We start from the raw sequence: 22554 nt of genomic DNA on the forward strand, positions 1-22554 counted from the left end.
GAATCAAGGCTTTGTTTACAATCGTAAAAGCTGAATGAGAAGTTAATGACTTGTACCGACCGAAAAGGCCAGAATTCTGCTGATTTCGTTGAAACTGCGACCGGAAGTTGTCTTCCAATCGTTAAAGGCAACCTGAATTTCCTTCAGGTTTTTTTTCGACATGCGGTCATTCTCAATGACATTTTCACGGATCAGGGCGTTAACCACGTCTCCTGTCAGGATGAAACTTTCCTTTCCCATGAATCGCAGCGCGAGCTGACCCGTTGTTCCGCCGAGGCGGCTGCCACGTTTTTTCATGAGCTCCATCAGGCCAATCTGATCGGTGACCGGGTAGCGCGAGAAAAAGCGTGCGGCACTGCCATGTTCTATGGCCAGCTCCTTCAGGAACACCGCATTGTCCTGAACGGCCTTGATCTTGGCGCCATTGCGTACGATCCGGGTATCCTTGAGCAGAGCCTCGAAGGCTTCATCAGGCAGAAAGGAGAGGCGGGCGACATCAAATCCCTGGAAAGCCTCTTCGAACCCTGGCCATTTCTGCTCGATGACCTTCCAGCTGAAGCCGGCCTGGAAGACGCATTTTGTAAACATTGCAAGCCAGCGATCGTCACCGATTTTGTCGAGTTCGGCTTCGGACTTGGGCAGATTGTGCTCGCCAAGAAGTGCCGCGAGCTTTTCGGCTCCGCCCTTTTTCTGTGTGGCGAGTGCTTCGATCTCTTCAAGGGAACGCATGTGTCATGTCTCCGTTAAGTCTTTCCCGCCTTTTGTGTCTACCGGATTCCTGACGGAGTTCACACTCGCAGAAGCAGCCGCAGCAAGACAAGAAAGAATTGATGCCAACACCCGTCCGGACAGGCAGTTCAGTTGTGGCTTACCGGCCCCCTATATCCCTTGACCGCTCGAACCTGCGCAGCGCAAGGGAAAGCGTGATGGTCATCATCAGGTAGATCAGCGCGACGACATTGTAGGTTTCGAAGTAGCGGAAGGACCCGGCGGCGTAGACCTTGCCAAGCTGGGTGATGTCGGCGACGCCGAGAACGGAAACCAGGGAACTGTCCTTGATCATGGCAACAAAGTCGTTACCGAGAGGCGGCAGGATCGTCTTGAGAGCCTGGGGAAAGATGATCAGGCGGAACCGAAGCCACCTGTTCATGCCAAGCGCTTCCGCCGCCTCGATCTGGCCCTTGTCGACGGTCTGGATCCCGGCGCGGAAAACTTCAGCGATAAATGCGGAGTATCCGATCATCAGGGCGACGATGGCGCGCCAGAGCAGGGGAAAGTCGCGGGTGCGCATCGTACCGGTACCTAGCGGCTCCAGAACGGCATTGATGGCGGCGACTATCAGCGGCGTGCCGACAAAGGCGATATAGAGCAACAAGACGATGATCGGCAAACCACGCACAACCTCGACGTAAAACCTTGCACTTTGGCGCAGGACGATCGAGCCGGAGAGCGAGGCAAGTGCCAGCAGCAGGCCGATGACCGACGCCAGGAAAAACGCAACAAGCGTCACGAAAATGGTTAGTCCGACACCTCGGGAAACCGTCGTCATGACTTGCGTGTAAATTTCGTCGGTTCCGATCTGAAACAGGAGAAATACCGCGATGGCGCTGGCGGCAACGAGCCAATAAGGAAAGTCCTGTTGCGGGGATACCGTTGAAGTCTTTTTTCGGAACATGTCGGTGTCTTGTGTCGTTCGCTGGGTCGGGACGCCTCGCCGTCAGGCAAGGATACGTAACTGCGAAAAGAAAGTGGCCGGTGCCGGGAGCTGTCCCGATACCGGCCACGTGGCAGCTGGTCTACCCGTCCGGAGACGGGTCGGAACCTGTCATTGGGCGGCCTTGTAGTCGAAAAACCATTTCTTGTTCAGTGCATCCAGCGTGCCGTCTTCGCGCATGCTGGCAATCGCTGCATTGAACGGTGCGATCAGTTCGGAACCCTTGGGGAAGATGAAACCGAAATCCTCCGTACCCATCGGATCGCCGATCAGTTTGAACGTGTCCGGGTTTGCGTTGACGTAACCCTGGCCACCGGTGCTGTCAGTCAGAACCAGATCAACGTCACCCGTCTTGAGTGCCTGCACGGCAGCTCCGAATGTTTCGAAGAGCTTGATGCGCTGATTGTTTTCATCGCCGTCGAGAACTTCGTAAACTGTGACATAGAAGGGGGTCGTACCCGGTTGCGCACCGGCCAGGAAATCGTTGTTGGCCCCAAAACCCTTGGGATCCGTGAAACGGTCCTCGTCGGCACGTACCAGCATGAACATTTCCGAACGCATATAGGGATCGGAAAAAGCAACCTTTTCGGCCCGGTCTTCGCGGATGGTGATGCCGTTCATGGCCAGATCGTATTCACCGGCCGACACTGCGGGGATCATGGCATCCCAGCTGACGTTCTCGTATTCGACATTCATGTTCAGCCGCTTGGCGATCTCTGCGACTGCCTCGTATTCCCAGCCGCCTGCCTGACCGGTCTTGGGATCCACGAACTGAAGCGGCGGGTAGGTGTTCTCCGAAGCAATGACAACATCCCTGCCACCAAGATCGGGGAGATCGGCCGCAACCGCTGCAATACCGGTCCCAAGCAATGAGGATACAGCAACCGCAAGGTTCAAAAGGATACGTTTCATGGGAAGCTCCTGGTCAGAATTTGCAAGGATAGTATCGGCATTAGGTGTATCGGAAAAGACCGTTCCTGAACGCACCAGGTTCCAAGATTGCGGGATCGTGTCAGTCGTTTGAAACCTGATCGGTTTTGGGGCCGGCGTTTTGAGTGACGTCATGCCGCGTGCTGCTTTTGGCCGTCGAAAAGTCGGGTGCAGAAATTTTCTCTCTGTGAAAAAAAATTCAAAAAACTCCCGTTGGATCTATTGACCCGGGCGCTGCAAGGCGGGACTGTGCCCTCATAACAACAATAAGGAGACAGTTATGTCCAATTTGATCAATGGCGATATTCCAACGGGAAAACGGCGCGTCAGGCTTGCGCCGTCCCATCCGCTTGAAGTTTTTACAGACGCGGAAAAAGCGGTCGATCGTCTGATTGAAATCTTCGAAGCGAACACGGCTTTTTTGCGTTCGCACTTCAACGATCTTCTCGAGGGCCAGGAATTTGACGAGAGGGTGAGGGCTTTTTATCCGCAAGTCAGGATCGTGACAGACAGTCATGTCCGCCTGGACAGCCGCCTGTCCTACGGTTTCGTGTCGGGTCCGGGGACGCACGCTTCCACGATCACGCGCCCGGATCTCTTCCGTAACTATCTGCATAGCCAACTGTCGCTTCTCATGAAGAACCACGACGTGCCGATTCTTGTCGGCGATAGCAAGATGCCCATCCCGCTTCATTTTGCATTCTATGACGGGACCCATGTGGAGGGGGGCGCTGCGGCCGCCAATCTGACCCGGCCCCTGGCCGATATCTTCGATCTGCCGGATCTGACCGTGATGGACGATTCCATTGCCAACGGGACCTATGAACCCGTTGACGGTATTATGCCTCTGGCTTCGTTTACCGCCCCGCGCGTCGACTATTCTCTGCACAGGTTGCAGCATTATACCGCGACAGCCGCGGAGCATTTCCAGAACTACGTGCTCTTCACCAACTATCAGTTCTATATCGATGAATTTTGCCGCATGTCGCATGAACTCCTGGCAGACCCGGAAAGTGGCTACGAAGCCTTCGTGGCGCCGGGCAACCTGATCACGCAATCCGGCGAGACCGAACCCTCCTGTGGCACGGAACTTTCCAAGTTGCCCCAGATGCCTGCCTACCACCTGAAAAGGGCGGATGGCAGCGGCATCACCATGGTCAATATCGGCGTCGGTCCGTCGAATGCCAAGACGATCACCGATCATGTCGCGGTGCTCCGGCCCCATGTCTGGTTGATGCTCGGTCATTGCGCCGGCCTCAGGAACAGCCAGACACTCGGAGACTATGTGCTGGCGCACGGGTATGTCCGTGACGACAATGTCCTGGACCAGGATCTGCCGACCTGGGTCCCGATCCCGCCATTGGCCGAAGTTCAGGTCGCATTGGAGGACGCCGTTGCGGAAGTTACCGGCATCGACGGCTATGACCTGAAGAAATTGATGCGGACCGGAACAGTGGTGTCCCTCGACAACCGGAACTGGGAACTGTGGGACCAGTCAGAACTGGTCAAGCGTTTTTCCCAGTCCAGAGCGATCGCGCTTGATATGGAGTCAGCCACGATCGCCGCCAACGGTTTCCGATTCCGCGTCCCGTATGGCACATTGCTTTGCATTTCCGACAAGCCGCTTCATGGCGAATTGAAACTGCCCGGCATGGCAACGGACTTTTACAAGCGTCAGGTCGCCCAGCACCTTCAGATCGGCATCAGGTCCGTGGAAAAGATGCGTAACATGACCGCGGAAAGGCTGCATTCCCGAAAACTCCGGAGCTTTGCGGAAACTGCGTTCCAGTAAACTGCCTGTCGTTGTTCAGCTGTCTTTCGAAAGTGAATTTATTGGCGAGACATGAGTGCGCGGAAGGCTAAAAAAAGCGCGGCCCTGAGCCGCGCTTGATAACCTGCCTATGAAGAAAACGGCTTATTCAGCTTCATCTGCCGGCGCTGCATTCAGCATGCCGTAGCGCTCTTCACCGATTTTTCCGAGAAGTTCCAGTTGTGTTTCGAGGAAATCGATGTGCCCTTCCTCGTCGGCCAGAAGCTCTTCGAACAGGCCCATGGATACATAGTCACCTTCATCGCGGCAGATGTCGCGCGACGTCTTGTAAGATGCGCGGGCGTCGTATTCGCCTGCAAGATCGGATTCCAGAACTTCCTTGACGTTCTGGCCGATGCGCAGTGGTGCAACCTTCTGCATGTTCGGGTGACCTTCCAGGAAAATGATCCTGTCGGTCAGCTTGTCCGCATGCTGCATTTCCTCGATCGATTCCTCGCGCTCTTTTTTCGCAAGGCGCGTGAAACCCCAGTCGCTCAAAAGGCGGTAGTGCAGCCAGTACTGGTTGATCGCGCCGAGTTCCAGAAACAGTGCTTCGTTCAGGCGCTCGATGACTTTTTCACTTCCCTTCATGGCAACCTCTCCTTGGAGCCTAAAATGCGATAGTTTAGAATTATTCTAGAAAGTCTTTTTAGAATAGTTCTACATTGTGTGTCCAGCGCTAGTTCACAAAAGTACGAACTTTTTTCAATGCGTTTTCTTCCAGCCAACGGTGCATTTTACAATGCCGGCCAACCGCTATCGAGCGCTACCGACAAACTTACCACCAAAAAAAGCGCGGCCTCCTGGGAGGCCGCGCGGACAGAGGGTACATGATGGGGCCGATGTGTACCCGTCTGAGATGTCAGGACTTCGGCAGGATGACCGCGTCGATCACGTGGATGACACCGTTGGAAGTTTCAATGTCGGCTGTCACAACCTTCGCACCGTCAACCTTGACACCGTCGGTTGCGTCCACGGAGATCTTGTCGCCCTGAACAGAAGCAACTTCAGCTTTCTTGCCTGCGATATCAGAAGACATCACTTTGCCCGGGACGACGTGATAGGTCAGGATCGCAACAAGCTGGTCCTTGTTTTCTGGCTTCAAAAGGTTCTCGACTGTACCTTCCGGCAGCGCCGCGAAAGCTTCGTCCGTTGGCGCGAATACGGTGAAGGGACCTTCGCCTTTCAGGGTGTCGACCAATCCTGCAGCCTGGACTGCAGCAACGAGGGTGTTGAACGAACCGGCGCCGACTGCCGTGTCAACAATGTCCTTTTCACCGGCTTTTGCAACGGAAAGCGGCACGACGAGAAGAAGTGCAAAGACGAGGTTCTGTATCAGTTTCATGACTAACTCCCGAAAATAGGTCACAGGCAAGGGTTTAACGCCTTGGAAAAAGACTTTTTCCAAGTCAAATCAAGATGTTGCTTGAGTGCCTGTGTCGCCGGTTCTACGCTTGGTACTTCGGAACGGATGAGGAAAAAATGATCCCGGATTTATACGCTCCGGCAAGTGATCCAACCGCACTGCTTTCGCGTGGTGGATGATTTGAACGTGATCAACCGCTGAAGGAGAAGTCTGATGCTGTTCACCATGCCGAACCTCGGCGCACGCTATACGCTTCTCTATTTCCTGCCCGCACCTGGCGCAGGTGGCCTCACAGTCAACAAGGGTCAGGTTGCCGCCGATGTCCTGGATAAATTCCCGGCCGGCCACTGGACTGTGACGGCGGTCGTTCTTGTGTTGAGGTTCTGACTGTCCTGTTGGTCTGTCGCCTCGACAAGGCTTGTTTCGGCCAGGACAACCAAGATGCGGAGGCGCATGCCATCCGTATCGGCAACACGGCACAAGCGCCGGCGACCATAAAAACATGCACTCAAAACGCGGTTGCCGAGATTGATCTCCAGACCGCCGTCTTCGCTCCCTTCTTGAACCGTATTTCATGTTTGAAGTCTTTGTTGCTTGGTCCGGGGTTTGACGTCTGAAAGCGAATTGTTAGTATCCGCCAAGGCACTGCCCTGAACAGCGATGAACGGCGTTGACGACCGGCACCGTCCGGAGCAAACGCGCAGCTCGCATTTGAAACAGAGGGATGCCATGCCTTCCGAAGAATTCAACTCGCTCCGTCTCGGCCGCATCGCCGCAATGCTGCCTGTCAGTGACATCGAAAGATCATATCAGGTCTACAAAGAGGTCTTCGGCTTCGAAAAGGTTTTTGAAAACGGTGACCCTGTCGGTTTCATGATATTGCAGAAGGATGAAGCAGAGCTGCATCTCACGCTTCAAAAAAACCACAAGGCGGCCACCTTCAACGTGGCGCATATGCTTGTCTCCGACGCGACCGAAACCTATCAAAGGTGCCAGGATCATGGACTGCGCATCATCAAGCGGCTTCAGGACAAGAACTATGGCCTGCGCGCGTTCGTCTTTGCTGATCCTGATGGCAACAGGATCGACGTGGGGGAACCAATCTCCCCGCCGTGAAGCCGTGAAGTCTCCACTTAGTCGAGCGCTGCCGACAGTACTTTCCGCATCACTGTCGGCAGCGCTTCCTCGTCGAGAGCAGCGGGTGGAGACCACCATGTACCTTCGACCATACGAAGGATGTCCTGCGGCGCGTATGCCCGCAAGACCGTGAGCCGCAGATGAAAATGCGTGAACGTGTGTTTCACCACGCCGGCGCATATTCGCCACTCGGACGGGAAGGGGACATGTTCCTGCGCGCCCGAAACGTCGAACGCTTCCGACCAGTCCGTGCCGGGAACCTCCGTCATGCCGCCTAGCAACCCCTTTGGCGGCCGGCGGCGCAAAAGGATAGCTCCGCTCTCCCGGTCGACGGCAACGAATGCAGCTCCATACCTGGTCGGCTTTTCTTTCTTTGGTGCCTTTCTGGGCAGCGCTTCGGCCAAGCTGGAATTCTGAACCTTGCAATCGCTCATCCAGGGGCAAAGACCGCACGCCGGCCGCTTCGGCGTGCAGATCGTGGCTCCGAGGTCCATCACCGCCTGCGCAAAGTCGCCCGGCCGGTCGTGTGGCGTGAGCGTCGCCATCACGTCCCTGATTTGGCTCTTTGCCTCGGGCAATGGAGTCTCAATCTGTGTCAGCCGTGTCAGCACCCGCTCGACATTGCCGTCGACAACCGCCGCATGCCGGTCGAAGGCGATTGTCGCGATGGCGGCTGCCGTATATGGACCGATCCCGGGCAACTTCAGCAACGCGTCTTCTGCTTCCGGAAACCGGCCGCCGTGATCCCGGGCAACGGTGTCTGCGCATTTTTTCAAATTCCGTGCGCGTGAATAGTACCCCAGACCTGCCCAGGCCTTCATGACGTCTTCTTCATCGGCGGCGGCAAGGTCCTCAACGCTCGGCCAGGCATTGGTGAATTTTTCGAAGTAGTCCTTCACCGCCGCGACCGTGGTCTGCTGCAACATCACTTCGGACAGCCAGATCCGGTAAGGGTCGGGGATTTCGCCAAGTTTCCTGTCTTCCGGGGAAACGCGCCACGGCAATCGCCTGGCGTGCCTGTCGTACCACTTCAGAAGCGATTGGTTTAGGGAAGCAGACCGCATGAGGATTAACGTGTACTCGCAGGTGAATTTGTGCATGCTATCTTGGATAGCCTGGGGACAACTTGGGTAGATTTGACTGCCTGGTGGGTGTCCATAAAGTAATCGTCGTCTTTTTGGCGTATTCTATTGGGACACGACATCGTATTTCGTGAACCGTGCTCAATCGGTGCAATTTGGCGATCCGGATGAGGAAGTAGGTCATCAACGTGGCAAAGGCAATTACGCAGCACAAGCCGAAAGAGGCGAAAATGCTTGCCGACCTCGTCGGCAAGGCGATGACGCCTGCGTGCCGCAAGCGGGGATTTGCCTCTGTCGACATTGTCACCGCCTGGCCCGATATCGTCGGAGAGCGCTATGGCACCCGGGTTCTGCCCGACAAGCTGATCTGGCCGCGGCAGCCCGAACTGAGCGATCCGGAAAAACCGCCGCAGCCCGCGACACTGGTGGTTCATACCGATGGTGCCACTGCCATGATGCTGTCCCATGACAGCGCCCAGGTAATCGAGCGGATAAACACATTCTATGGCTGGGCGGCGATCGGCCGCATCAAGATCCTGCAGAAACCGGTGAGGACTAAGCAGGCTGAGCAGCCTAAACCTCTGCGGTCTCTCACGGAGCGGGAAGAGGAGAAGCTCGACAAAAGCCTGGAAGGCGTCGAGAACGACCGTTTGCGGGAAGCTTTGAAAAAGCTCGGTGCCCAGGTGATCGCAAAAGGCACGGACGAGGCGGCTTGACAAGTTACATATGCCGGGGTGTTCGCAAGCGATAACAACGCAATAACATCATCGTGAAAGAAACAGTTGAGGAGTCCTCTATCCTGCCACATTTGATAAGCGTTGTTGACGCCGGCTGCCCGAAGGGGCAAATGAAGCAACAGAATCTGCACCACCGCGTGCAGTGCGTAGAAACAGTGACAGGACGACCCTCGTGACCCAGACCCGCAGACAGTTTCTCAAGACCACGGCTTTGACGGCCGCAGCGTTCAGTGTTGCAGCAAGCGTTCCGGCGCTTGCGCAGTCGGTCGATCCGGACAAGCTGAACGTACCGGGTCCGCTGGGTGACAAGGTTCTGGGTGAAGAAACCGCACCGGTCACGATTATCGAATATGCGTCCATGACCTGTGGACATTGTGCAAACTTCCACGAACGCACCTGGAAGCCGCTCAAGGAACAGTACATCGACACGGGCAAGGTCCGCTTCGTTTTCCGTGAGTTTCCGCTGGATCCGGTTGCGGCTGCCGCCTTCATGCTGGCCCGCTGCGCACCGGCTGAAAATTATTTCGAGATTGTGGATACAATGTTTGAAAACCAGCGCGCCTGGGCATTTACCGACAATCCGTACCAATCCCTGCTCGATTTTTCCAAACAGATCGGATTTACACAGGAGTCCTTCGAGGAATGCTTGACAAACCAGGGTCTGCTCGACGCAGTTAATGCAGTGAGAGATCGTGCTGCGAACGAGTTCGGCGTGAACTCTACGCCGACATTCTTCATCAACGGCGCCAAGCACTCAGGGGCGATGTCGATTGACGAGATGGGCAAGATCATCGAGGAAAACCTTTAATCCGGCGGATTTTTCGCCGGGCGATGACGATTGCCTGAACCTGACTTTGCCTTGTTCGGCGCTCGCCTCCCGGAGGTTTGAGCGCCGATGAAATTTTCCAAACTGCGAATCGTGGGCTTCAAGTCCTTTGTCGAACCGATGGAATTCATCATCGGCGACGGGCTGACCGGTGTCGTCGGCCCCAATGGTTGCGGAAAATCTAATCTCGTCGAGGCCCTGCGCTGGGTCATGGGCGAAAACTCCTACAAGAACATGCGCGCGTCCGGCATGGACGATGTGATCTTCTCCGGCAGTCTCAACCGTCCGGCGCGGAACACCGCGGAAGTCACGCTCTTTCTCGACAATCCGGACCGCACGGCGCCGACGGCGTTCAATGACGCGGACCTCTTGGAGGTGAGCCGCCGGATCGAGCGGGAGCAGGGATCCAACTACAAGATAAACGCCAAGGATGTCCGCGCGCGCGATGTCCAGCTGCTGTTTGCCGATGCTTCTACCGGCGCACGCTCGCCTGCGATGGTGCGGCAAGGCCAGATCGGCGAGCTGATCGCCGCCAAGCCGACATCCAGACGTCAGATCCTCGAGGAAGCTGCCGGAATTTCCGGCCTTCATTCCCGGCGGCACGAGGCCGAGATCCGTTTGCGCGCAGCCGAGCAAAATCTGGAGCGGCTGGAGGATGTTCTGGTTCAGATCGATGGCCAGCTCGACAACTTGAAGCGCCAGTCGCGACAAGCCTCGCGCTACAGGAACCTGTCATCCGAAATCCGCGCGGCGGAAGCTTCCATCCTCTTTATCCGCTGGACAGAATCCCGGAATGCCCTGTCAGTGGCCGAAAACCAGTTCGCCGAAGCGCAGAAGCAGGTCAATGAGGCGACCGCCCTTCAGGCGGAAAGCGCACGCGTTCAGGCGATCGCAGCACACAAGCTGCCGGAGTTGAGAGACGAAGCCGTAAAGGCTGCGGCAGCCCTGCAACGGCTTGTCATTGCGCGCAACGAACTTGATGCCGAGGAGCGCCGTGTAAAGGAGCGGTTGCAGGATCTGGAGCGGCGACTGGTTCAACTTGCCGAAGACATCAGGCGTGAGCAGGCAATGGTGTCTGAAAACGATGAGGTTCTCGAACGCCTGTCTGAAGAGCGCGCGGAACTGCTTGAAGAAAACGAAATGGTACAGGAGCGCACCGATTCTGCCCGCGAAAGCGTTTCGGAGGCGGAGGAGACTGTTCGTGCCAACGAGACCAGGCTGTCGGATCTGACAGCGGCGGAAGCCCGCGCCAGTGCAGAGCGCCGTCAACTGGAGCGCGCGGTGGCAGAGACACGCCAGCGCGCCGAACGCCTTGTGGCCCAGGCACAGGAAGCTCAACAGGCCCTGGACGCGCTGAATAGTCAATTGGCGGAGAACGATGGTGTTTCTGAAAACCGCGAGGCGCTGGAACTTGCCGAAGAAACTCTTCTGGAGGCCGATGCAGCTGCGGAAGAGGCGGAACATGCAACCCGTGAGGCCCGGGAACAGGAGCAGTCTGCTAGAGGACCGCTGAGTGATGCGCAACAGGCGTTACAGGGCCTGGAAACGGAAGCCCGAACCCTCGATCAGGTTCTGAATGTGCACTCCGATCAGGACTTTACACCTGTCGTTGAGCAGGTTCAGGTAGAACAGGGATTTGAAACCGCGCTCGGCGCCGCGCTTGGCGAAGACCTGGATGCATCGCTCGAAGAAACCGCCGCAGTCAAATGGGGGACCCCACTGCCCGGAGACAGAGATCCGGTTTTGCCCTCCGGTATCCGTTCTCTGGCTGACGTAGTCGTGGCTCCGGCGGAACTTGCGCGCCGATTGCGCCAGGTGGGCATCGTGGACCAGCACGAGGGGCCTGCCCGTCGCGCTGAACTCCTTCCGGGACAAAGACTGGTCTCGAGAGATGGCGATCTCTGGCGCTGGGATGGTTTTTTGGTCGCCGCCAATGCACCGACACCGGCGGCGCAAAGACTGGCCCAGAAAAATCGTCTTGCCGAACTTGCCGATGAAATAGATACCGCTCGAGGTGAGCTTGAGGGCCGGCAGCAGGATCTGGAAACCGCCGCGACACGCGTGCGCCAGAGTGTTGAACTGGAACAGTCCGCACGCGGCAAGGTGCGGGATGGACAACGCAAGGCGGCTGCCGCCCGCGAGGCACTCGTAACTGCGGAACGTTCGATATCCCAGTTGGCGGCGAAAAAGGCTGCTGCACAAGACCGGTCAGAACGCATTGCAGAAGAAGCGGAGCTTGCGCGCGAACAGGTTGTCGAGGCGGACGAGCGTCTCGCCGATGCCCCCGAGAGCGCGAACTACCAGGAACAGATCTCGGACCTCCAGGAAGAGGTCGCTGCGGCACGCGGCGCCCTGGCCGAAGCGCGCGCCGTCTCTGAGGGGCTTGCACGCGAGCAGCAAATGCGCGACCGGCGGCTGGAAGCGATCGCGCGCGAATATGACAGCTGGAAAACCAGGGCGTCCAACGCGGCGCGGCAGATTACCGTGCTGACCGAACGCCGGGAAGAGGCTGAAGAGGAGCGGGCCGAACTGATCGAGGCACCCGAAGACATCGAGATCAAGCGACGGCAACTGTTTTCAGCGATATCGAAGGCCGAGGACGAAAAGAAGACGCGCGACGACCAGTTGCAGCAGGCAGAACTGGACCTTTCGGAAGTCGATCGTGCGGCCAGGGCGGCAATGGAGGCCTTGGCGGGGGCACGTGAGCAGAAGATCCGGGCGGAGGAACGCTTCGAGGCCTCGAAGGAACGCAAAGGCAACCTGGAACGCAGGATTGACGAGGATCTTGAAGTCCCCGTTACGGCACTCCCCGAGATTGCCGGGCTGAAAGAGGGCGCACCATTACCGGATCCGGCTGCCACCGAACGAAAGCTGGAGCGGCTCAAGGCGGAACGTGAGCGCCTTGGCGGGGTGAACCTGCGCGCCGAAGAAGAATTGAAGGAAATCGACGAGCAGAAGACCACGCTGACATCTGAACGGGACGATCTAATCGAAGCGATTCGGCGCCTTCGCACCGGCATTTCAAACCTCAACCGAGAAGCCCGAGAACGCCTTCTTGCATCCTTCGAAGTCGTCAACGGCCATTTCCAGCGCCTGTTCACGCATCTTTTTGGTGGCGGGACTGCTGAACTTCAGCTGGTTGATTCAGACGACCCGCTCGATGCCGGGCTGGAGATCATTGCCAGGCCACCGGGAAAGAAACCGCAAACGATGACACTGCTGTCCGGCGGCGAACAGGCCTTGACCGCAATGTCGCTGATCTTTGCGGTTTTCTTGACCAATCCTGCTCCGATCTGTGTTCTCGACGAGGTCGACGCCCCGCTGGATGATGCCAATGTCGAGCGTTACTGCGACCTGCTGGACGAGATGATCGCCAGCACGGAAACCCGGTTTGTCGTGATCACGCACAATCCGATTACCATGGCGCGCATGAACCGGCTTTTCGGGGTGACCATGGCCGAGCGCGGTGTTTCACAGCTTGTTTCGGTCGACCTTGAGACGGCGGAACGATTCCGGGAAACCGCCTGATGGAACCCCTGGCGGCTGCGTCACTTCGAAGCCAGCGTACAACTTAGGTCTCGTAAATTTTGTGAGAAAGAAAAAAGACTAATTATTTCAATAAGATAATTATTGTTTAAGGCTCCTTGACACGGCCATAGGCGCCGACTATGGTGCGCGCGGCTTACGGGGCATTCCTGTTATTTGATCTGACATGTCGGCGCACTGGGGACAGAAGAACATGTCTTCGGAAGACGGCGAAAATCACGATCGAAACGGCGATGTTTCGCAAGCGGGTCTGTCGAAACGGCGGGCTCAATTGAACCGGAAGCTTGAAGATCAGCACGCAGTCGATGAAAAGGCCGCGCGCAAATCTGAAAGCAACTCCTCCGGATATGCTCAGGCGATGAAGATCTCATCCGAATTCATCGCGGGTGTTCTGGTAGGAGCCGGGATAGGTTGGGTTGCCGACCAGTGGCTGGGGACGACGCCATTCGGCCTCATTATTTTCCTGCTGCTGGGTTTTGCGGCCGGTGTCCTGAATGTGTTGCGTTCGGCCGGGGCGGTCGAACAGCCGCAAGTGGGGTTGCGCCGGGACAAAGACGTTCGCAAAGACGGATCGGACTAGAAATTGTAGCGCCTTGAGGCGCTGTGAGAATGAACGAGCGAAGAAGGCTGGCCGGTGGCGAACGATCCGATTTCACAGTTCCAGATCCAGAAGATCTTTCCGATTGAAGTCGGAGGCATGGATTTCTCATTTACCAACTCTTCCCTGTTCATGGTCTTGACCGTGGCGGCAACCTCCGCATTTCTGATCTTCTCGACCAGCGGTCGCGGCCTTGTGCCGAGCCGGGTGCAGTCGGTTTCGGAAATGATGTACGAATTCATTGCGGGCACGCTGCGAGATGCGGCCGGGACGGACGGGATGCGATTCTTCCCGCTCGTGTTTTCTCTCTTCATGTTCGTGCTTGTCGCAAACCTCTTCGGTATGTTCCCGTATTTCTTCACGATCACCAGCCACATCATTGTCACCTTTGCGCTGGCGATGCTGGTTATTCTGACCGTTATCTTCTACGGCTTCATGCGGCACGGAATGAGTTTCCTCAAGCTGTTCATACCAAGCGGTGTGCCAGCCGCGCTGATCCCGCTTGTGACCATGATCGAGGTTATCTCGTTCCTGTCCCGCCCGATCAGCTTGTCCGTACGTCTGTTCGCCAACATGCTGGCGGGTCACATCACCTTGAAAGTATTTTCCGGCTTTGTCGTCAGTCTCGGTGCGATGGGTGCGGTAGGTATCTTCGGAGCGGTTCTGCCGCTCGCGATGACGGTAGCCCTGACGGCGCTCGAATTCCTGGTCGCGTTCCTGCAGGCCTACGTCTTCGCCGTTCTGACCTGCATGTATCTGAACGACGCCATTCATCCTTCCCACTAAGGGTCATCCAATCACACGGCCGGCAGGGTCGTAAGTGAGCAATCTGCAAACACATCTAGGAGCACGTGTCATGGAAGCAGAAGCAGCAAAATACATCGGTGCGGGTATCGCATGCCTCGGCATGGGCGGCGCAGGCATCGGCCTCGGCACCATCTTCGGTAACTACCTCGCAGGCGCTCTGCGCAACCCGTCCGCAGCCGACGGCCAGTTCGGCCGCCTGATCTTCGGCTTCGCCGTGACGGAAGCTCTGGGCATCTTCTCACTTCTGATCGCCTTCCTCATCCTGTTCGCTTAATCGCTCACAAGCAGCGAATTTCGATGCGACTCCGGTGGCGGCGCCCTGACGGCGCCGCCTGACCGGATCTAGGAGAGTGGAAATGGCAGGCGAAACACAATCGACCACTGAAGGCATAGAAGTGCCGCCCGCAGAACATGGCGTGGGCTTCCCGCCGTTCGACGCGACAACGTTTGCGTCGCAGCTGCTGTGGCTCGCCATCACCTTCGGCGTCTTCTACTGGATCATGAAGAACGTGGCGATGCCGCGGATCGCTGGGATCCTTGAAGACCGCAAGGACCGGATCGCCGGTGATCTTTCCGAGGCCAACCGCCTGAAAGACGAAACCGATGCAGCGATCGCAGCATACGAGCAGGCGCTGGCCGAGGCCCGTAACAAGGCACACAGCATTGCTCACGACACGCGTGCCAAGCTGAAGGCTGATCACGAAGCTCGCCGCGAAAAGGCGGAAGCCGAGCTGAACGAGAAGCTGCAGGCCGCTGAAACGCAGATCGCCGGTATCAAGACCGAGGCACTGTCCCAGATCGGCGAAATTGCCGGAGACACCACGTCAGCGCTCGTTGAGCAGCTGATCGGCAAGGCTCCGACAAAGACCGACCTGACCAAGGCGCTGAAGTCGGCGTTGAACTGAGGAGACCATCATGGATGCAACATTTTGGGCCCTGATCGGTCTCATCCTCTTCTTCGCCCTGATCATCTATCTCAAGGTTCCGGGCAAGATTGGCGGTTCGCTCGACGACCGCGCGGATGGTATCCGCAAGGAACTGGAAGAAGCGCGCAAGATGCGTGAAGAAGCCCAGGCCCTCCTGTCGGAATACCAGCGCAAGCGCCATGAAGCGGAAGGCGAAGCAGAAGCGATCATCGCGGAAGCCAACGCCGAAGCTGAGCGTCTGACGGTAGAAACCAACCAGGCACTGGAAGAGATGATCGCGCGCCGTACCAAGGCCGCGGAAACCAAGATCGCCCAGGCGGAAACACAGGCAATTGCCGAAGTCCGCGCAAAGGCAGCGGATGTCGCGGTTGCCGCCGCCGAGGAAATCCTGGCTTCCAAGGTCAAGGACAAGGTCGCTGACGATATTCTTGCCAAGAGCATCGATCAGGTCAAAGAACGTTTGAACTGATCACGGTTCTGATTGCCTGAATTCAGAAAAGCGGCCTCCGGGCCGCTTTTTTGTTTCTGTGCCATTGCCGTGTGCGGGATAAGGATCTTCAGGCGGATGCTTCCAACTCGATGGCTCGTGCTGAATCGGCAAGTGTTGCCATGGTGATCTCCCCGGAAAAAGAATTGATCTGCACGAGCGGACGGAAATCCGTTTACCGGGCATATATGAAAACAATCGCCGCAGAACGCATGTCATTGCGTGCGGAAACGAAGCGACAAGTGCGGAACCTGTCAGTCACGGTGAAATGATTCAGTTCGGCCGAATTCAGTGCACGAGGGGAACTGGAAGTGTCGCGGAGCCGCAGTCACGCAACAGAGTGTTTCCGTGTTTGCCGTCTGTCTGATCCCGGTGGTTCACTCATGGCGGACTTTTGAAGCCCGGTTCTTCTCCACAGCGGCCAATCGCACCGGTTTGAAGCTCATTCTGTGGTGCGGCGAAGGGCCCAGGCGGTCCAGCGCCTCCTGATGTTGCGGAACACCATAGCCCTTGTGCCGGGCAAAGCCGTAGCCGGGGACATGTTCTTCGAGGCGCACCATCATGCGGTCTCGCGTAACCTTGGCGACGATGGAGGCCGCTGCAATGCACAGGCAGCGCCCGTCGCCCTTCACCAGTGCCTGTCCCTGCTGTTTGAGCTCGCGCGGCATGTCGCGTCCATCGACCAGCACGTAAGCCGGTACTTGGCTGAGGCCATTGACGGCCCGAACCATGGCGGAAAGTGTCGCAGCACGAATGTTCAAACGGTCGATTGTCGCCGGAGACGCGCTTGCGGTACAGACCCGGGCGGTCGAGACGATCTGCCCAAACAGTTCCTCGCGTCTTGCTTCCGTCAGCTTCTTGGAATCGTCGAGGCCATCCGGAACGTTGTCATAGTCCAGGATGACTGCAGCCGTAACGACGGGTCCTGCCCAGGGACCGCGCCCGGCTTCGTCGACACCGCAAAGCCCGCCGTGAAAGGAGGCTGCGTGCCGCTGTTCTATCCAGAGGTCCGGACTTTCCGGGAAAGGCAGGTCGAAGAGGGAAGGACCGAAAGTCATGATAGGACCCTGCCGCCGCTTCCCATGTGCTGCAAGCAGGTTCGTTAAAACAGGTTGAGTTGCACACCGCCTTTTTGTGGTTGAACGAAATCTGCCGTGTTCAGCTTTTTCCGGCGCAGGTTGAGACCGAGTCTTTTGGCAGCAAGCGAGAAGCGCTTGGCGATCTGCTCGGCATACGGACCGCGGCCGCGCATACGTTCACCCCACTTGGCATCGTAATCCTTGCCCCCCCGCATGGAGCGGACCAGGCTCATCACGTGCCGATAACGATCGGGGTGCTCGCGCAGCAGCCAGTCGCGGAACAGCTCCGAAACCTCCAGTGGCAGACGCAGCAGGATGAAACTTGCTTCACGCGCACCATGTTCGGCTGCGGCCTCAAGCAGTCCTTCGATCTCGCTGTCGGTCAGGGCAGGGATGATCGGAGCCATCATCACCGCGACCGGAATACCCGCATCGGAAAGGGCCCGAATTGCACCAAGGCGCTTGTGGGGAGCAGAGGTGCGAGGTTCCATTCCCCGGCACAACTTCCTGTCGAGTGTCGTCACCGAAAGCGCGACCTTGACCAGGTTACGCTCCGCCATCCTGGAGAGAATGTCGATATCGCGTGCGACAAGTGCGGACTTGGTGACAATAGCGACAGGATGCGAACATGCGTCCAGAACTTCCAGGATCTCGCGCATCAGTCCGTAGCTCTTCTCCAGGGGTTGATAGGGGTCTGTATTGGTGCCGATCGCGATCACACGCGGCGTGTATCCCGGTCTGGAAAGCTCACGTTCAAGAAGGGCTGCAGCGTTGGGCTTTGCAAACAGCCGGGTTTCAAAATCCAGTCCGGGAGACAGGCCCATATAGGCATGGGTCGGGCGGGCGAAACAGTAGATGCAGCCGTGTTCGCAGCCTCGGTAGGGATTGATCGAGCGGTCGAAGGAAAGGTCCGGCGAATCGTTGCGCGTTATGATCGTGCGCGCTCGTTCATCCTGAACCTCTGTTTTTAGTGGGGGCAGATCTTCAAGACTGTCCCAGCCGTCATCGAAACTCTCCCGCGTCTGTGGTTCGAAGCGGCCCGTCTTGTTGAGAGCTGCTGCGCGTCCTCGACGGCGATCCTCGTTGAGCCGGGCTGACATTGCGTCTGTGTATTCTTCCGGGTCGACAGCGGTATCGGACTGCGGTGCGGCACTCATTGGACATTTTCACTGCAAAAAAAGAACATAACCGGAACATTAAATCAAAAACTCGATCATTCAAGCGGGTTATTTCGCACCTGCGAATTTTTCATGTAAAAGACGGCCATGATCAGTGTCGTCGTAGCAACGAAAAACTCGGAAACAGAATTGGTGCACGCGCTTTCGTCACTGGTGACGGCGGCCGCCGAGGGCGTGATCCGGGAAGTCATTATTGTGGACGGCGGATCCAATGATGCGACCGAGCAGGTCGCCGATGCGGCTGGCTGCAGCTGGGTGAATTGCAACGGTAAAACCCGCAGCGAGTGTCTGTCTCACGGTGCCGGGCTGGCCAAGAGGGGCGAGTGGCTGTTGTTCCTGTGGCCGGAAACGCTGCTGGAAAGCGGCTGGCATCATGAAGCCCAGGCTTTCATCGACCGGGCAAGCAGAGCGCCAAACGGGCTGACGACCGCCGCCAGTTTTCGCCTCAGATACGAAAGCTTCGGCATGAGCGCGCGCATCAGCGAGTCCTTGGCCGCACTGCGATCGCAATTGCTGGGAATGCCGTATGGTAACCAGGGTCTCCTGATCTCGCGTCAGTTCTACCAGGCGCTCGGGGGACACCGGCCGCTGCCGGAACTCGAGGACCTCGATATTGCCAAACGGATCGGCCGCAGTCAGATCGTATTGCTGAGGGCCGCCGCTGTGACAGCCGGTGCGGCGGAAGGTGATGGCTCGACAACCCGTTTTCGCCAGGCCTTAGCGCGCTTCTGCGTCGGCGCATTGCGTATTCCCGCAAGCGTTGCCGTGAAATTGCACGGTTAGCAGATTTCAACAGGCTCCGAAAAATCGACAATCGGCCCCAGGGGCACGATCCCGTGCGGGTTGCGCACATCACTTCTGGAATGATAGCCGCGCCGATAAATCTCGAGTTTCACCGTATCGGCGACACCCGGCAGAGCGTAAAAGCGTCGTGCATAGGCCCAAAGGTTCGGATAGTCGACAAGACGGTGGCGGTTGCACTTGAACGCACTCCAATAGGCAACGTCAAAACGGGCCAATGTCGGAAACAGCCGGATATCCGCTTCCGTCAAAACGTCCCCTGTCAGCCACGCGCTGGTCTCGAGCGTTTTTTCTATCCTCTCCAGCGCTTCGAAAACATCCCGGACACCATCGTCGTAGGCTGACTGCGAGCGAGCAAAGCCGGTCCGGTAAACACCATTGTTGAGCTTCGGATAGATATAGCTGTTCCAGTCGTCGATAGCCTCGATCAAGCCCGCCGGCACATAATCGGTCGGGTTGTCGGCAATGTCCTGAAAGGCGCCATTGAACATTCGGATGATTTCAGCAGATTCGTTGCTGACCAGTTTCTCCGACTTCGTGTCCCAGAGCACCGGCACCGTGACGCGGCCGGTATAGTTGTCTGTGCCTGTGGAATAGATCTCGTGCAGCGCGGAAGAGCCAAAGAGCGTGTCGACATACCCGTCTTCCGGATCGAAAACCCAGCCTTCATCCGTCCGTCTGGGTGCGAGAACCGAAATTGGAATGTGGGTCTGAAGCCCCTTGAGCGCCCGCATCAGCAGCGTTCGGTGTGCCCAGGGACAATTCCAGGCGACGTAAAGATGATACCGTCCGCTTTCAGCCTTGAAATCGCCGCGCCCCGTCGGTCCTGCCGAACCATCGCGTGTAACCCAGTTTCTGATCTGGGCGCGAGAACGTTCAAATCGATCGGATGCAACGCCGTCACCTGTAGCGTCCTTGTCCCAGACACCGTCTACAAGCAATCCCATTTCGCACTCCCATTCACCCGCAGTCTTTGTATTTCGTCAAAGTGTCCGGGTCATGCGGACGGCGGGAAAGATCACGCCGCCCGGCAAGTCGATCGGAAACGGTTCCACGGTTTTGAAGCCGCAGGCTTGGTAAAACGCTTCGCCGTTCAGTGTCGAGTAACAATTCAGTTCCTGCAGTCCGGCTGCGGCAGCTTCTTCCAGACACCGTTCCATCAAGGCACGTCCGATACCCTTGCCCGTGTGATCGGGATCGGTTCCAAAATGACGGATATTGCCATTTGAAGCCGTTTCGTTCCTGCCAGTCGGGGAGTGCTTGGTCCATCCTCCCGCGCCGACAATCTGGCCATCGCGAAACTCGGCTGCATAGTAGGTCCCCGAGGTCAGTAGGTTCGGCTGTGCATCGGTTATGAGCGGCAGCGCCCTTCGAAGGGTTTCTTCATCATAGGCCTCTGCCAGAAGAACAGAATAACTTTGCGCGAGCAGCGCTGAAACGGCGGCCGCATCGGCAGCAGTTGTTCCTCGGATCCTGAACGGCATCGCGTCACGCTTCCTGGAGTTTCCCGCGCTTGAGATGCTCATCGAGTCGCGGCATGATTTCGACGAAATTGCAGGGCATGTGGCGATAGTCGAGTTGCCATTTCAGGATGCCGTCCCAAGCATCCTTGCAGGCTCCGGGCGAACCGGGAAGCACGAAAATGTAAGTCGCGCCCGCAACGCCGCCGGTTGCCCGCGACTGGATCGTGGATGTGCCGATTTTGTCGTAGGAAATACGGTGAAAAACTTCCGAGAACCCGTCCATCCGTTTTTCAAACAGCGGTTCCATCGCCTCCGGCGTGACATCTCTGCCGGTAAAACCCGTGCCTCCGGTCGATATGATGACGTCGACGCCTTTGTCGGCAATCCATTTCCTTGCAATCTCCTGGATGGCGGGAACGTCATCGGTGACGATCTTGCGGTCGGCGAGCACATGCCCTGCCTTTTCAGCCCGGTCTGCAAGGGTGTTTCCGGATCGGTCTTCTTCCGGCTTTCGGGTGTCGGAAACGGTCAGAACCGCGATGTTGAGCGGTACAAAGGGACGGGACTCATCGATACGTGACATGCGGGACTCCTTTATTCGAGACATAAGGGAAGTTGAGTCATTCTTCCAGTGGTTGCCGGACTGCGCGTGCCAGGCCCATCTACGCGAAATAAAATTACAAAAAATAACAAGAATGGGACACTTGCAAAATAATTAGGTCAGTATTATTGACTTAAATAATCGATAACATGCTTGAGAGCCGATCATGACAACCTGGGACAGTCTCTACGCCAGACGGGCGACGCGAATGCGCGCTTCGGAAATTCGCGAACTCCTCAAGCTGCTGGACCGGCCGGATGTGATTTCCTTTGCAGGAGGCATTCCGGATCCGGCACTTTTCCCGGCCAGGGAATTCAAGCAGGCCTATTCCGACATCCTGGGCGGCCCGGAGGCGGAAAGGGCACTCCAGTACGGCATCAGCGAAGGCAGCATCAGGCTACGCCAATGGATTGTCGAGCACATGGGAGAACTTGGTGTTTCCTGCAATCTGGAGAATATTCTCATCACGTCCGGATCTCAGCAGGGCCTTGACTACATCGGCAAACTGTTCCTTTCCGAAGACGATACTGCTCTTGTTCAGTGGCCGACCTATCTCGGAGCGGTCCAGGCGTTCAACGCGTATGAGCTTCATTTTGAACGGCTGGAGCCGCGCGCCAATCTGGAAGCGCGTGACTATCTTGCCAGAGCGGAAGAAAAGGGCGGCGCAGTCAAATTCGCATATCTTTCGCCGGATTTTGCCAATCCGACAGGCCTATCGCTTGACTTGGAAGAGCGCAAGCGCATTCTGTCGCTTGCTGGCGATCTCGCCTGCGCCGTGATCGAAGATGCTCCCTATCAGAGCCTTCGCTATGACGGCGAGCCGGTACGGGCGATGCTGGCGCTTGATTGCGATTGCAACGGCGGCATTGAAAACAGCCGGACGCTTTATTGCGGCAGTTTTTCAAAATCGCTTTCGCCCGGCCTGCGGCTCGGCTGGATCTGTGCGGCGTCCGAAGTCATTTCCCGGCTGGTTCTGATCAAACAGGCGAGTGATCTCAACACACCGGTTCTCAACCAGGAAGCCATGGCGCGCGTTGCCGAGACGAAGTTCGAGAGCCATACCGCGCGCACAAATGCGATTTACAGGGACCGTCGCGACGCAATGCTTGCGGCCCTGGAAAAACACATGCCCGCTGGTACGAGCTGGACCCGGCCGGAAGGCGGCATGTTTATCTGGGTGGAGTTGCCGGAGGAACTTGATGCGTCGGATTTGCTTGAGCGTTCGGTCGAGACCGCAAAGGTGGCCTTTGTACCCGGCAGGGCCTTTCATCCGGACGGGAGCGGCGGCAACACCTTGAGACTGAGTTTTTCCTGTGCTGACACGGGCAAAATTGAACAGGGAATTTCAAGGCTTGGTGCCCTGATCAGCGAAACTGTCATGTCCAGGCAGTAACATCACCCGTCACAAACTTGGTCTTGAATGCGAAGGTCGGCACAAGCAGTTTAACCGGAACTGCGAACCGAAG

At 57.2% G+C, this 22554-nt stretch carries 24 protein-coding genes; 13 read left to right on the top strand and 11 right to left on the bottom strand.

Translation table 11 applies throughout. The features are described 5' to 3' along the window. Positions 1-42: 42 nt before the first annotated feature. From LA5095_RS01135 to LA5095_RS01145, 3 genes are all read right to left on the bottom strand, one after another. Positions 43-729 (bottom strand): DNA-3-methyladenine glycosylase I, encoded by a 687-nt coding sequence (locus LA5095_RS01135; RefSeq protein ID WP_055111206.1) that lies wholly within the window; start codon positions 727-729, stop codon positions 43-45. Positions 730-868: 139 nt separating this feature from the next. Further along, a complete protein-coding gene (locus tag LA5095_RS01140; protein ID WP_055111209.1) occupies positions 869-1675 on the bottom strand; it encodes an amino acid ABC transporter permease in 807 nt (268 codons plus the stop codon). A 150-nt stretch (positions 1676-1825) separates the two neighbouring features. Beyond that, positions 1826-2626: a transporter substrate-binding domain-containing protein gene (locus LA5095_RS01145; protein ID WP_055112591.1), complete on the bottom strand. Its 801-nt coding sequence runs from the start codon at positions 2624-2626 to the stop codon at positions 1826-1828. 298 nt (positions 2627-2924) lie between these two features. Here LA5095_RS01145 and LA5095_RS01150 point away from each other — a divergent pair, with 298 nt between their 5' ends. Beyond that, positions 2925-4436, top strand: a complete 1512-nt coding sequence (locus tag LA5095_RS01150) for an AMP nucleosidase (RefSeq protein ID WP_055111211.1) — start codon at positions 2925-2927, stop codon at positions 4434-4436. A gap of 123 nt (positions 4437-4559) precedes the next feature. Here the strand turns inward: LA5095_RS01150 and bfr are convergent, their stop codons facing one another. Together bfr and LA5095_RS01160 are read right to left on the bottom strand one after the other, a co-directional pair. Continuing rightward, positions 4560-5045 (bottom strand): bacterioferritin, encoded by a 486-nt coding sequence (gene bfr / locus LA5095_RS01155; protein WP_055111213.1) that lies wholly within the window; start codon positions 5043-5045, stop codon positions 4560-4562. A 271-nt stretch (positions 5046-5316) separates the two neighbouring features. Continuing rightward, entirely contained in the window at positions 5317-5799 is a 483-nt protein-coding gene (locus tag LA5095_RS01160; protein ID WP_104702190.1) for a fasciclin domain-containing protein, read from the bottom strand. Positions 5800-6033: 234 nt separating this feature from the next. Here LA5095_RS01160 and LA5095_RS32605 point away from each other — a divergent pair, with 234 nt between their 5' ends. Then, positions 6034-6207 carry a hypothetical protein gene (locus LA5095_RS32605; protein ID WP_158510320.1) on the top strand — a complete coding sequence of 58 codons (174 nt, stop codon included), beginning with the start codon at positions 6034-6036 and terminating at the stop codon, positions 6205-6207. A 342-nt stretch (positions 6208-6549) separates the two neighbouring features. Next, on the top strand, positions 6550-6936 hold the full coding sequence (locus tag LA5095_RS01170) for a VOC family protein (protein ID WP_055112595.1): 387 nt from the start codon (positions 6550-6552) through the stop codon (positions 6934-6936). 17 nt (positions 6937-6953) lie between these two features. Here LA5095_RS01170 and mutY read toward each other — a convergent pair whose 3' ends face one another. Then, positions 6954-8021: an A/G-specific adenine glycosylase gene (gene mutY, locus LA5095_RS01175; RefSeq protein WP_055111217.1), complete on the bottom strand. Its 1068-nt coding sequence runs from the start codon at positions 8019-8021 to the stop codon at positions 6954-6956. A gap of 206 nt (positions 8022-8227) precedes the next feature. Here mutY and LA5095_RS01180 point away from each other — a divergent pair, with 206 nt between their 5' ends. The 8 genes from LA5095_RS01180 to LA5095_RS01215 all read left to right on the top strand — a co-directional run bounded on the left by LA5095_RS01180 (position 8228) and on the right by LA5095_RS01215 (position 15948). Beyond that, positions 8228-8755 (top strand): DUF721 domain-containing protein, encoded by a 528-nt coding sequence (locus LA5095_RS01180; protein ID WP_208992514.1) that lies wholly within the window; start codon positions 8228-8230, stop codon positions 8753-8755. Positions 8756-8948: 193 nt separating this feature from the next. After that, positions 8949-9584: a DsbA family protein gene (locus LA5095_RS01185; RefSeq protein ID WP_055112599.1), complete on the top strand. Its 636-nt coding sequence runs from the start codon at positions 8949-8951 to the stop codon at positions 9582-9584. Between the two features lie 87 nt (positions 9585-9671). Beyond that, a complete protein-coding gene (gene smc, locus LA5095_RS01190; protein ID WP_055111219.1) occupies positions 9672-13130 on the top strand; it encodes a chromosome segregation protein SMC in 3459 nt (1152 codons plus the stop codon). A gap of 211 nt (positions 13131-13341) precedes the next feature. Then, complete coding sequence (locus LA5095_RS01195; protein ID WP_055112601.1) at positions 13342-13728, top strand: AtpZ/AtpI family protein; 387 nt, start codon at positions 13342-13344, stop codon at positions 13726-13728. A 54-nt stretch (positions 13729-13782) separates the two neighbouring features. After that, positions 13783-14532, top strand: coding sequence for a F0F1 ATP synthase subunit A (locus tag LA5095_RS01200; protein ID WP_029063775.1), 750 nt, complete (start codon positions 13783-13785; stop codon positions 14530-14532). 70 nt (positions 14533-14602) lie between these two features. Continuing rightward, entirely contained in the window at positions 14603-14827 is a 225-nt protein-coding gene (locus LA5095_RS01205; protein ID WP_055111220.1) for a F0F1 ATP synthase subunit C, read from the top strand. An 82-nt stretch (positions 14828-14909) separates the two neighbouring features. Further along, positions 14910-15458, top strand: coding sequence for a F0F1 ATP synthase subunit B (locus LA5095_RS01210; RefSeq protein ID WP_055111222.1), 549 nt, complete (start codon positions 14910-14912; stop codon positions 15456-15458). Between the two features lie 10 nt (positions 15459-15468). Continuing rightward, complete coding sequence (locus LA5095_RS01215; protein ID WP_055111224.1) at positions 15469-15948, top strand: F0F1 ATP synthase subunit B; 480 nt, start codon at positions 15469-15471, stop codon at positions 15946-15948. 395 nt (positions 15949-16343) lie between these two features. On the opposite strand, the gene rnhB is transcribed toward LA5095_RS01215, so the two are convergent. Together rnhB and LA5095_RS01230 are read right to left on the bottom strand one after the other, a co-directional pair. Further along, on the bottom strand, positions 16344-17024 hold the full coding sequence (gene rnhB / locus LA5095_RS01225) for a ribonuclease HII (protein ID WP_055111229.1): 681 nt from the start codon (positions 17022-17024) through the stop codon (positions 16344-16346). Between the two features lie 44 nt (positions 17025-17068). Further along, on the bottom strand, positions 17069-18145 hold the full coding sequence (locus LA5095_RS01230) for a PA0069 family radical SAM protein (RefSeq protein ID WP_055112602.1): 1077 nt from the start codon (positions 18143-18145) through the stop codon (positions 17069-17071). A gap of 165 nt (positions 18146-18310) precedes the next feature. Between LA5095_RS01230 and LA5095_RS01235 the strand changes: the two genes are divergently transcribed. Continuing rightward, positions 18311-19006 carry a glycosyltransferase gene (locus LA5095_RS01235; protein WP_055111231.1) on the top strand — a complete coding sequence of 232 codons (696 nt, stop codon included), beginning with the start codon at positions 18311-18313 and terminating at the stop codon, positions 19004-19006. Here the strand turns inward: LA5095_RS01235 and LA5095_RS01240 are convergent. Genes LA5095_RS01240 through moaB form a run of 3 tightly spaced genes read right to left on the bottom strand, consistent with a single transcriptional unit; the run spans position 19003 to position 21070 of the window. Continuing rightward, entirely contained in the window at positions 19003-19971 is a 969-nt protein-coding gene (locus LA5095_RS01240) for a glutathione S-transferase family protein (protein WP_055111233.1), read from the bottom strand. The two genes, LA5095_RS01235 and LA5095_RS01240, sit on opposite strands and share 4 nt — an antisense overlap. 36 nt (positions 19972-20007) lie before the next feature. Beyond that, a complete protein-coding gene (locus LA5095_RS01245; protein ID WP_055111235.1) occupies positions 20008-20508 on the bottom strand; it encodes a GNAT family N-acetyltransferase in 501 nt (166 codons plus the stop codon). Between the two features lie 4 nt (positions 20509-20512). After that, on the bottom strand, positions 20513-21070 hold the full coding sequence (gene moaB / locus LA5095_RS01250; RefSeq protein WP_029063783.1) for a molybdenum cofactor biosynthesis protein B: 558 nt from the start codon (positions 21068-21070) through the stop codon (positions 20513-20515). Positions 21071-21254: 184 nt separating this feature from the next. Between moaB and LA5095_RS01255 the strand changes: the two genes are divergently transcribed. Continuing rightward, positions 21255-22481 (top strand): aminotransferase-like domain-containing protein, encoded by a 1227-nt coding sequence (locus LA5095_RS01255; RefSeq protein ID WP_055111237.1) that lies wholly within the window; start codon positions 21255-21257, stop codon positions 22479-22481. The last annotated feature ends 73 nt before the right edge of the window (positions 22482-22554 follow it).

Origin of the sequence: Roseibium album (assembly GCF_001404515.1) — a bacterium.
Taxonomy (GTDB): domain Bacteria; phylum Pseudomonadota; class Alphaproteobacteria; order Rhizobiales; family Stappiaceae; genus Roseibium; species Roseibium album.

Coding starts and splice junctions, on each gene's coding strand:
- LA5095_RS01135 (WP_055111206.1), bottom strand. CDS start 729: ATGCGTTCCCTTGAAGAGATCGAAGCACTCGCCACACAGAAAAAGGGC.
- LA5095_RS01140 (WP_055111209.1), bottom strand. CDS start 1,675: ATGTTCCGAAAAAAGACTTCAACGGTATCCCCGCAACAGGACTTTCCT.
- LA5095_RS01145 (WP_055112591.1), bottom strand. CDS start 2,626: ATGAAACGTATCCTTTTGAACCTTGCGGTTGCTGTATCCTCATTGCTT.
- LA5095_RS01150 (WP_055111211.1), top strand. CDS start 2,925: ATGTCCAATTTGATCAATGGCGATATTCCAACGGGAAAACGGCGCGTC.
- bfr (WP_055111213.1), bottom strand. CDS start 5,045: ATGAAGGGAAGTGAAAAAGTCATCGAGCGCCTGAACGAAGCACTGTTT.
- LA5095_RS01160 (WP_104702190.1), bottom strand. CDS start 5,799: ATGAAACTGATACAGAACCTCGTCTTTGCACTTCTTCTCGTCGTGCCG.
- LA5095_RS32605 (WP_158510320.1), top strand. CDS start 6,034: ATGCTGTTCACCATGCCGAACCTCGGCGCACGCTATACGCTTCTCTAT.
- LA5095_RS01170 (WP_055112595.1), top strand. CDS start 6,550: ATGCCTTCCGAAGAATTCAACTCGCTCCGTCTCGGCCGCATCGCCGCA.
- mutY (WP_055111217.1), bottom strand. CDS start 8,021: ATGCGGTCTGCTTCCCTAAACCAATCGCTTCTGAAGTGGTACGACAGG.
- smc (WP_055111219.1), top strand. CDS start 9,672: ATGAAATTTTCCAAACTGCGAATCGTGGGCTTCAAGTCCTTTGTCGAA.
- LA5095_RS01195 (WP_055112601.1), top strand. CDS start 13,342: ATGTCTTCGGAAGACGGCGAAAATCACGATCGAAACGGCGATGTTTCG.
- LA5095_RS01205 (WP_055111220.1), top strand. CDS start 14,603: ATGGAAGCAGAAGCAGCAAAATACATCGGTGCGGGTATCGCATGCCTC.
- LA5095_RS01210 (WP_055111222.1), top strand. CDS start 14,910: ATGGCAGGCGAAACACAATCGACCACTGAAGGCATAGAAGTGCCGCCC.
- LA5095_RS01215 (WP_055111224.1), top strand. CDS start 15,469: ATGGATGCAACATTTTGGGCCCTGATCGGTCTCATCCTCTTCTTCGCC.
- rnhB (WP_055111229.1), bottom strand. CDS start 17,024: ATGACTTTCGGTCCTTCCCTCTTCGACCTGCCTTTCCCGGAAAGTCCG.
- LA5095_RS01230 (WP_055112602.1), bottom strand. CDS start 18,145: ATGTCAGCCCGGCTCAACGAGGATCGCCGTCGAGGACGCGCAGCAGCT.
- LA5095_RS01235 (WP_055111231.1), top strand. CDS start 18,311: ATGATCAGTGTCGTCGTAGCAACGAAAAACTCGGAAACAGAATTGGTG.
- LA5095_RS01240 (WP_055111233.1), bottom strand. CDS start 19,971: ATGGGATTGCTTGTAGACGGTGTCTGGGACAAGGACGCTACAGGTGAC.
- LA5095_RS01245 (WP_055111235.1), bottom strand. CDS start 20,508: ATGCCGTTCAGGATCCGAGGAACAACTGCTGCCGATGCGGCCGCCGTT.
- moaB (WP_029063783.1), bottom strand. CDS start 21,070: ATGTCACGTATCGATGAGTCCCGTCCCTTTGTACCGCTCAACATCGCG.
- LA5095_RS01255 (WP_055111237.1), top strand. CDS start 21,255: ATGACAACCTGGGACAGTCTCTACGCCAGACGGGCGACGCGAATGCGC.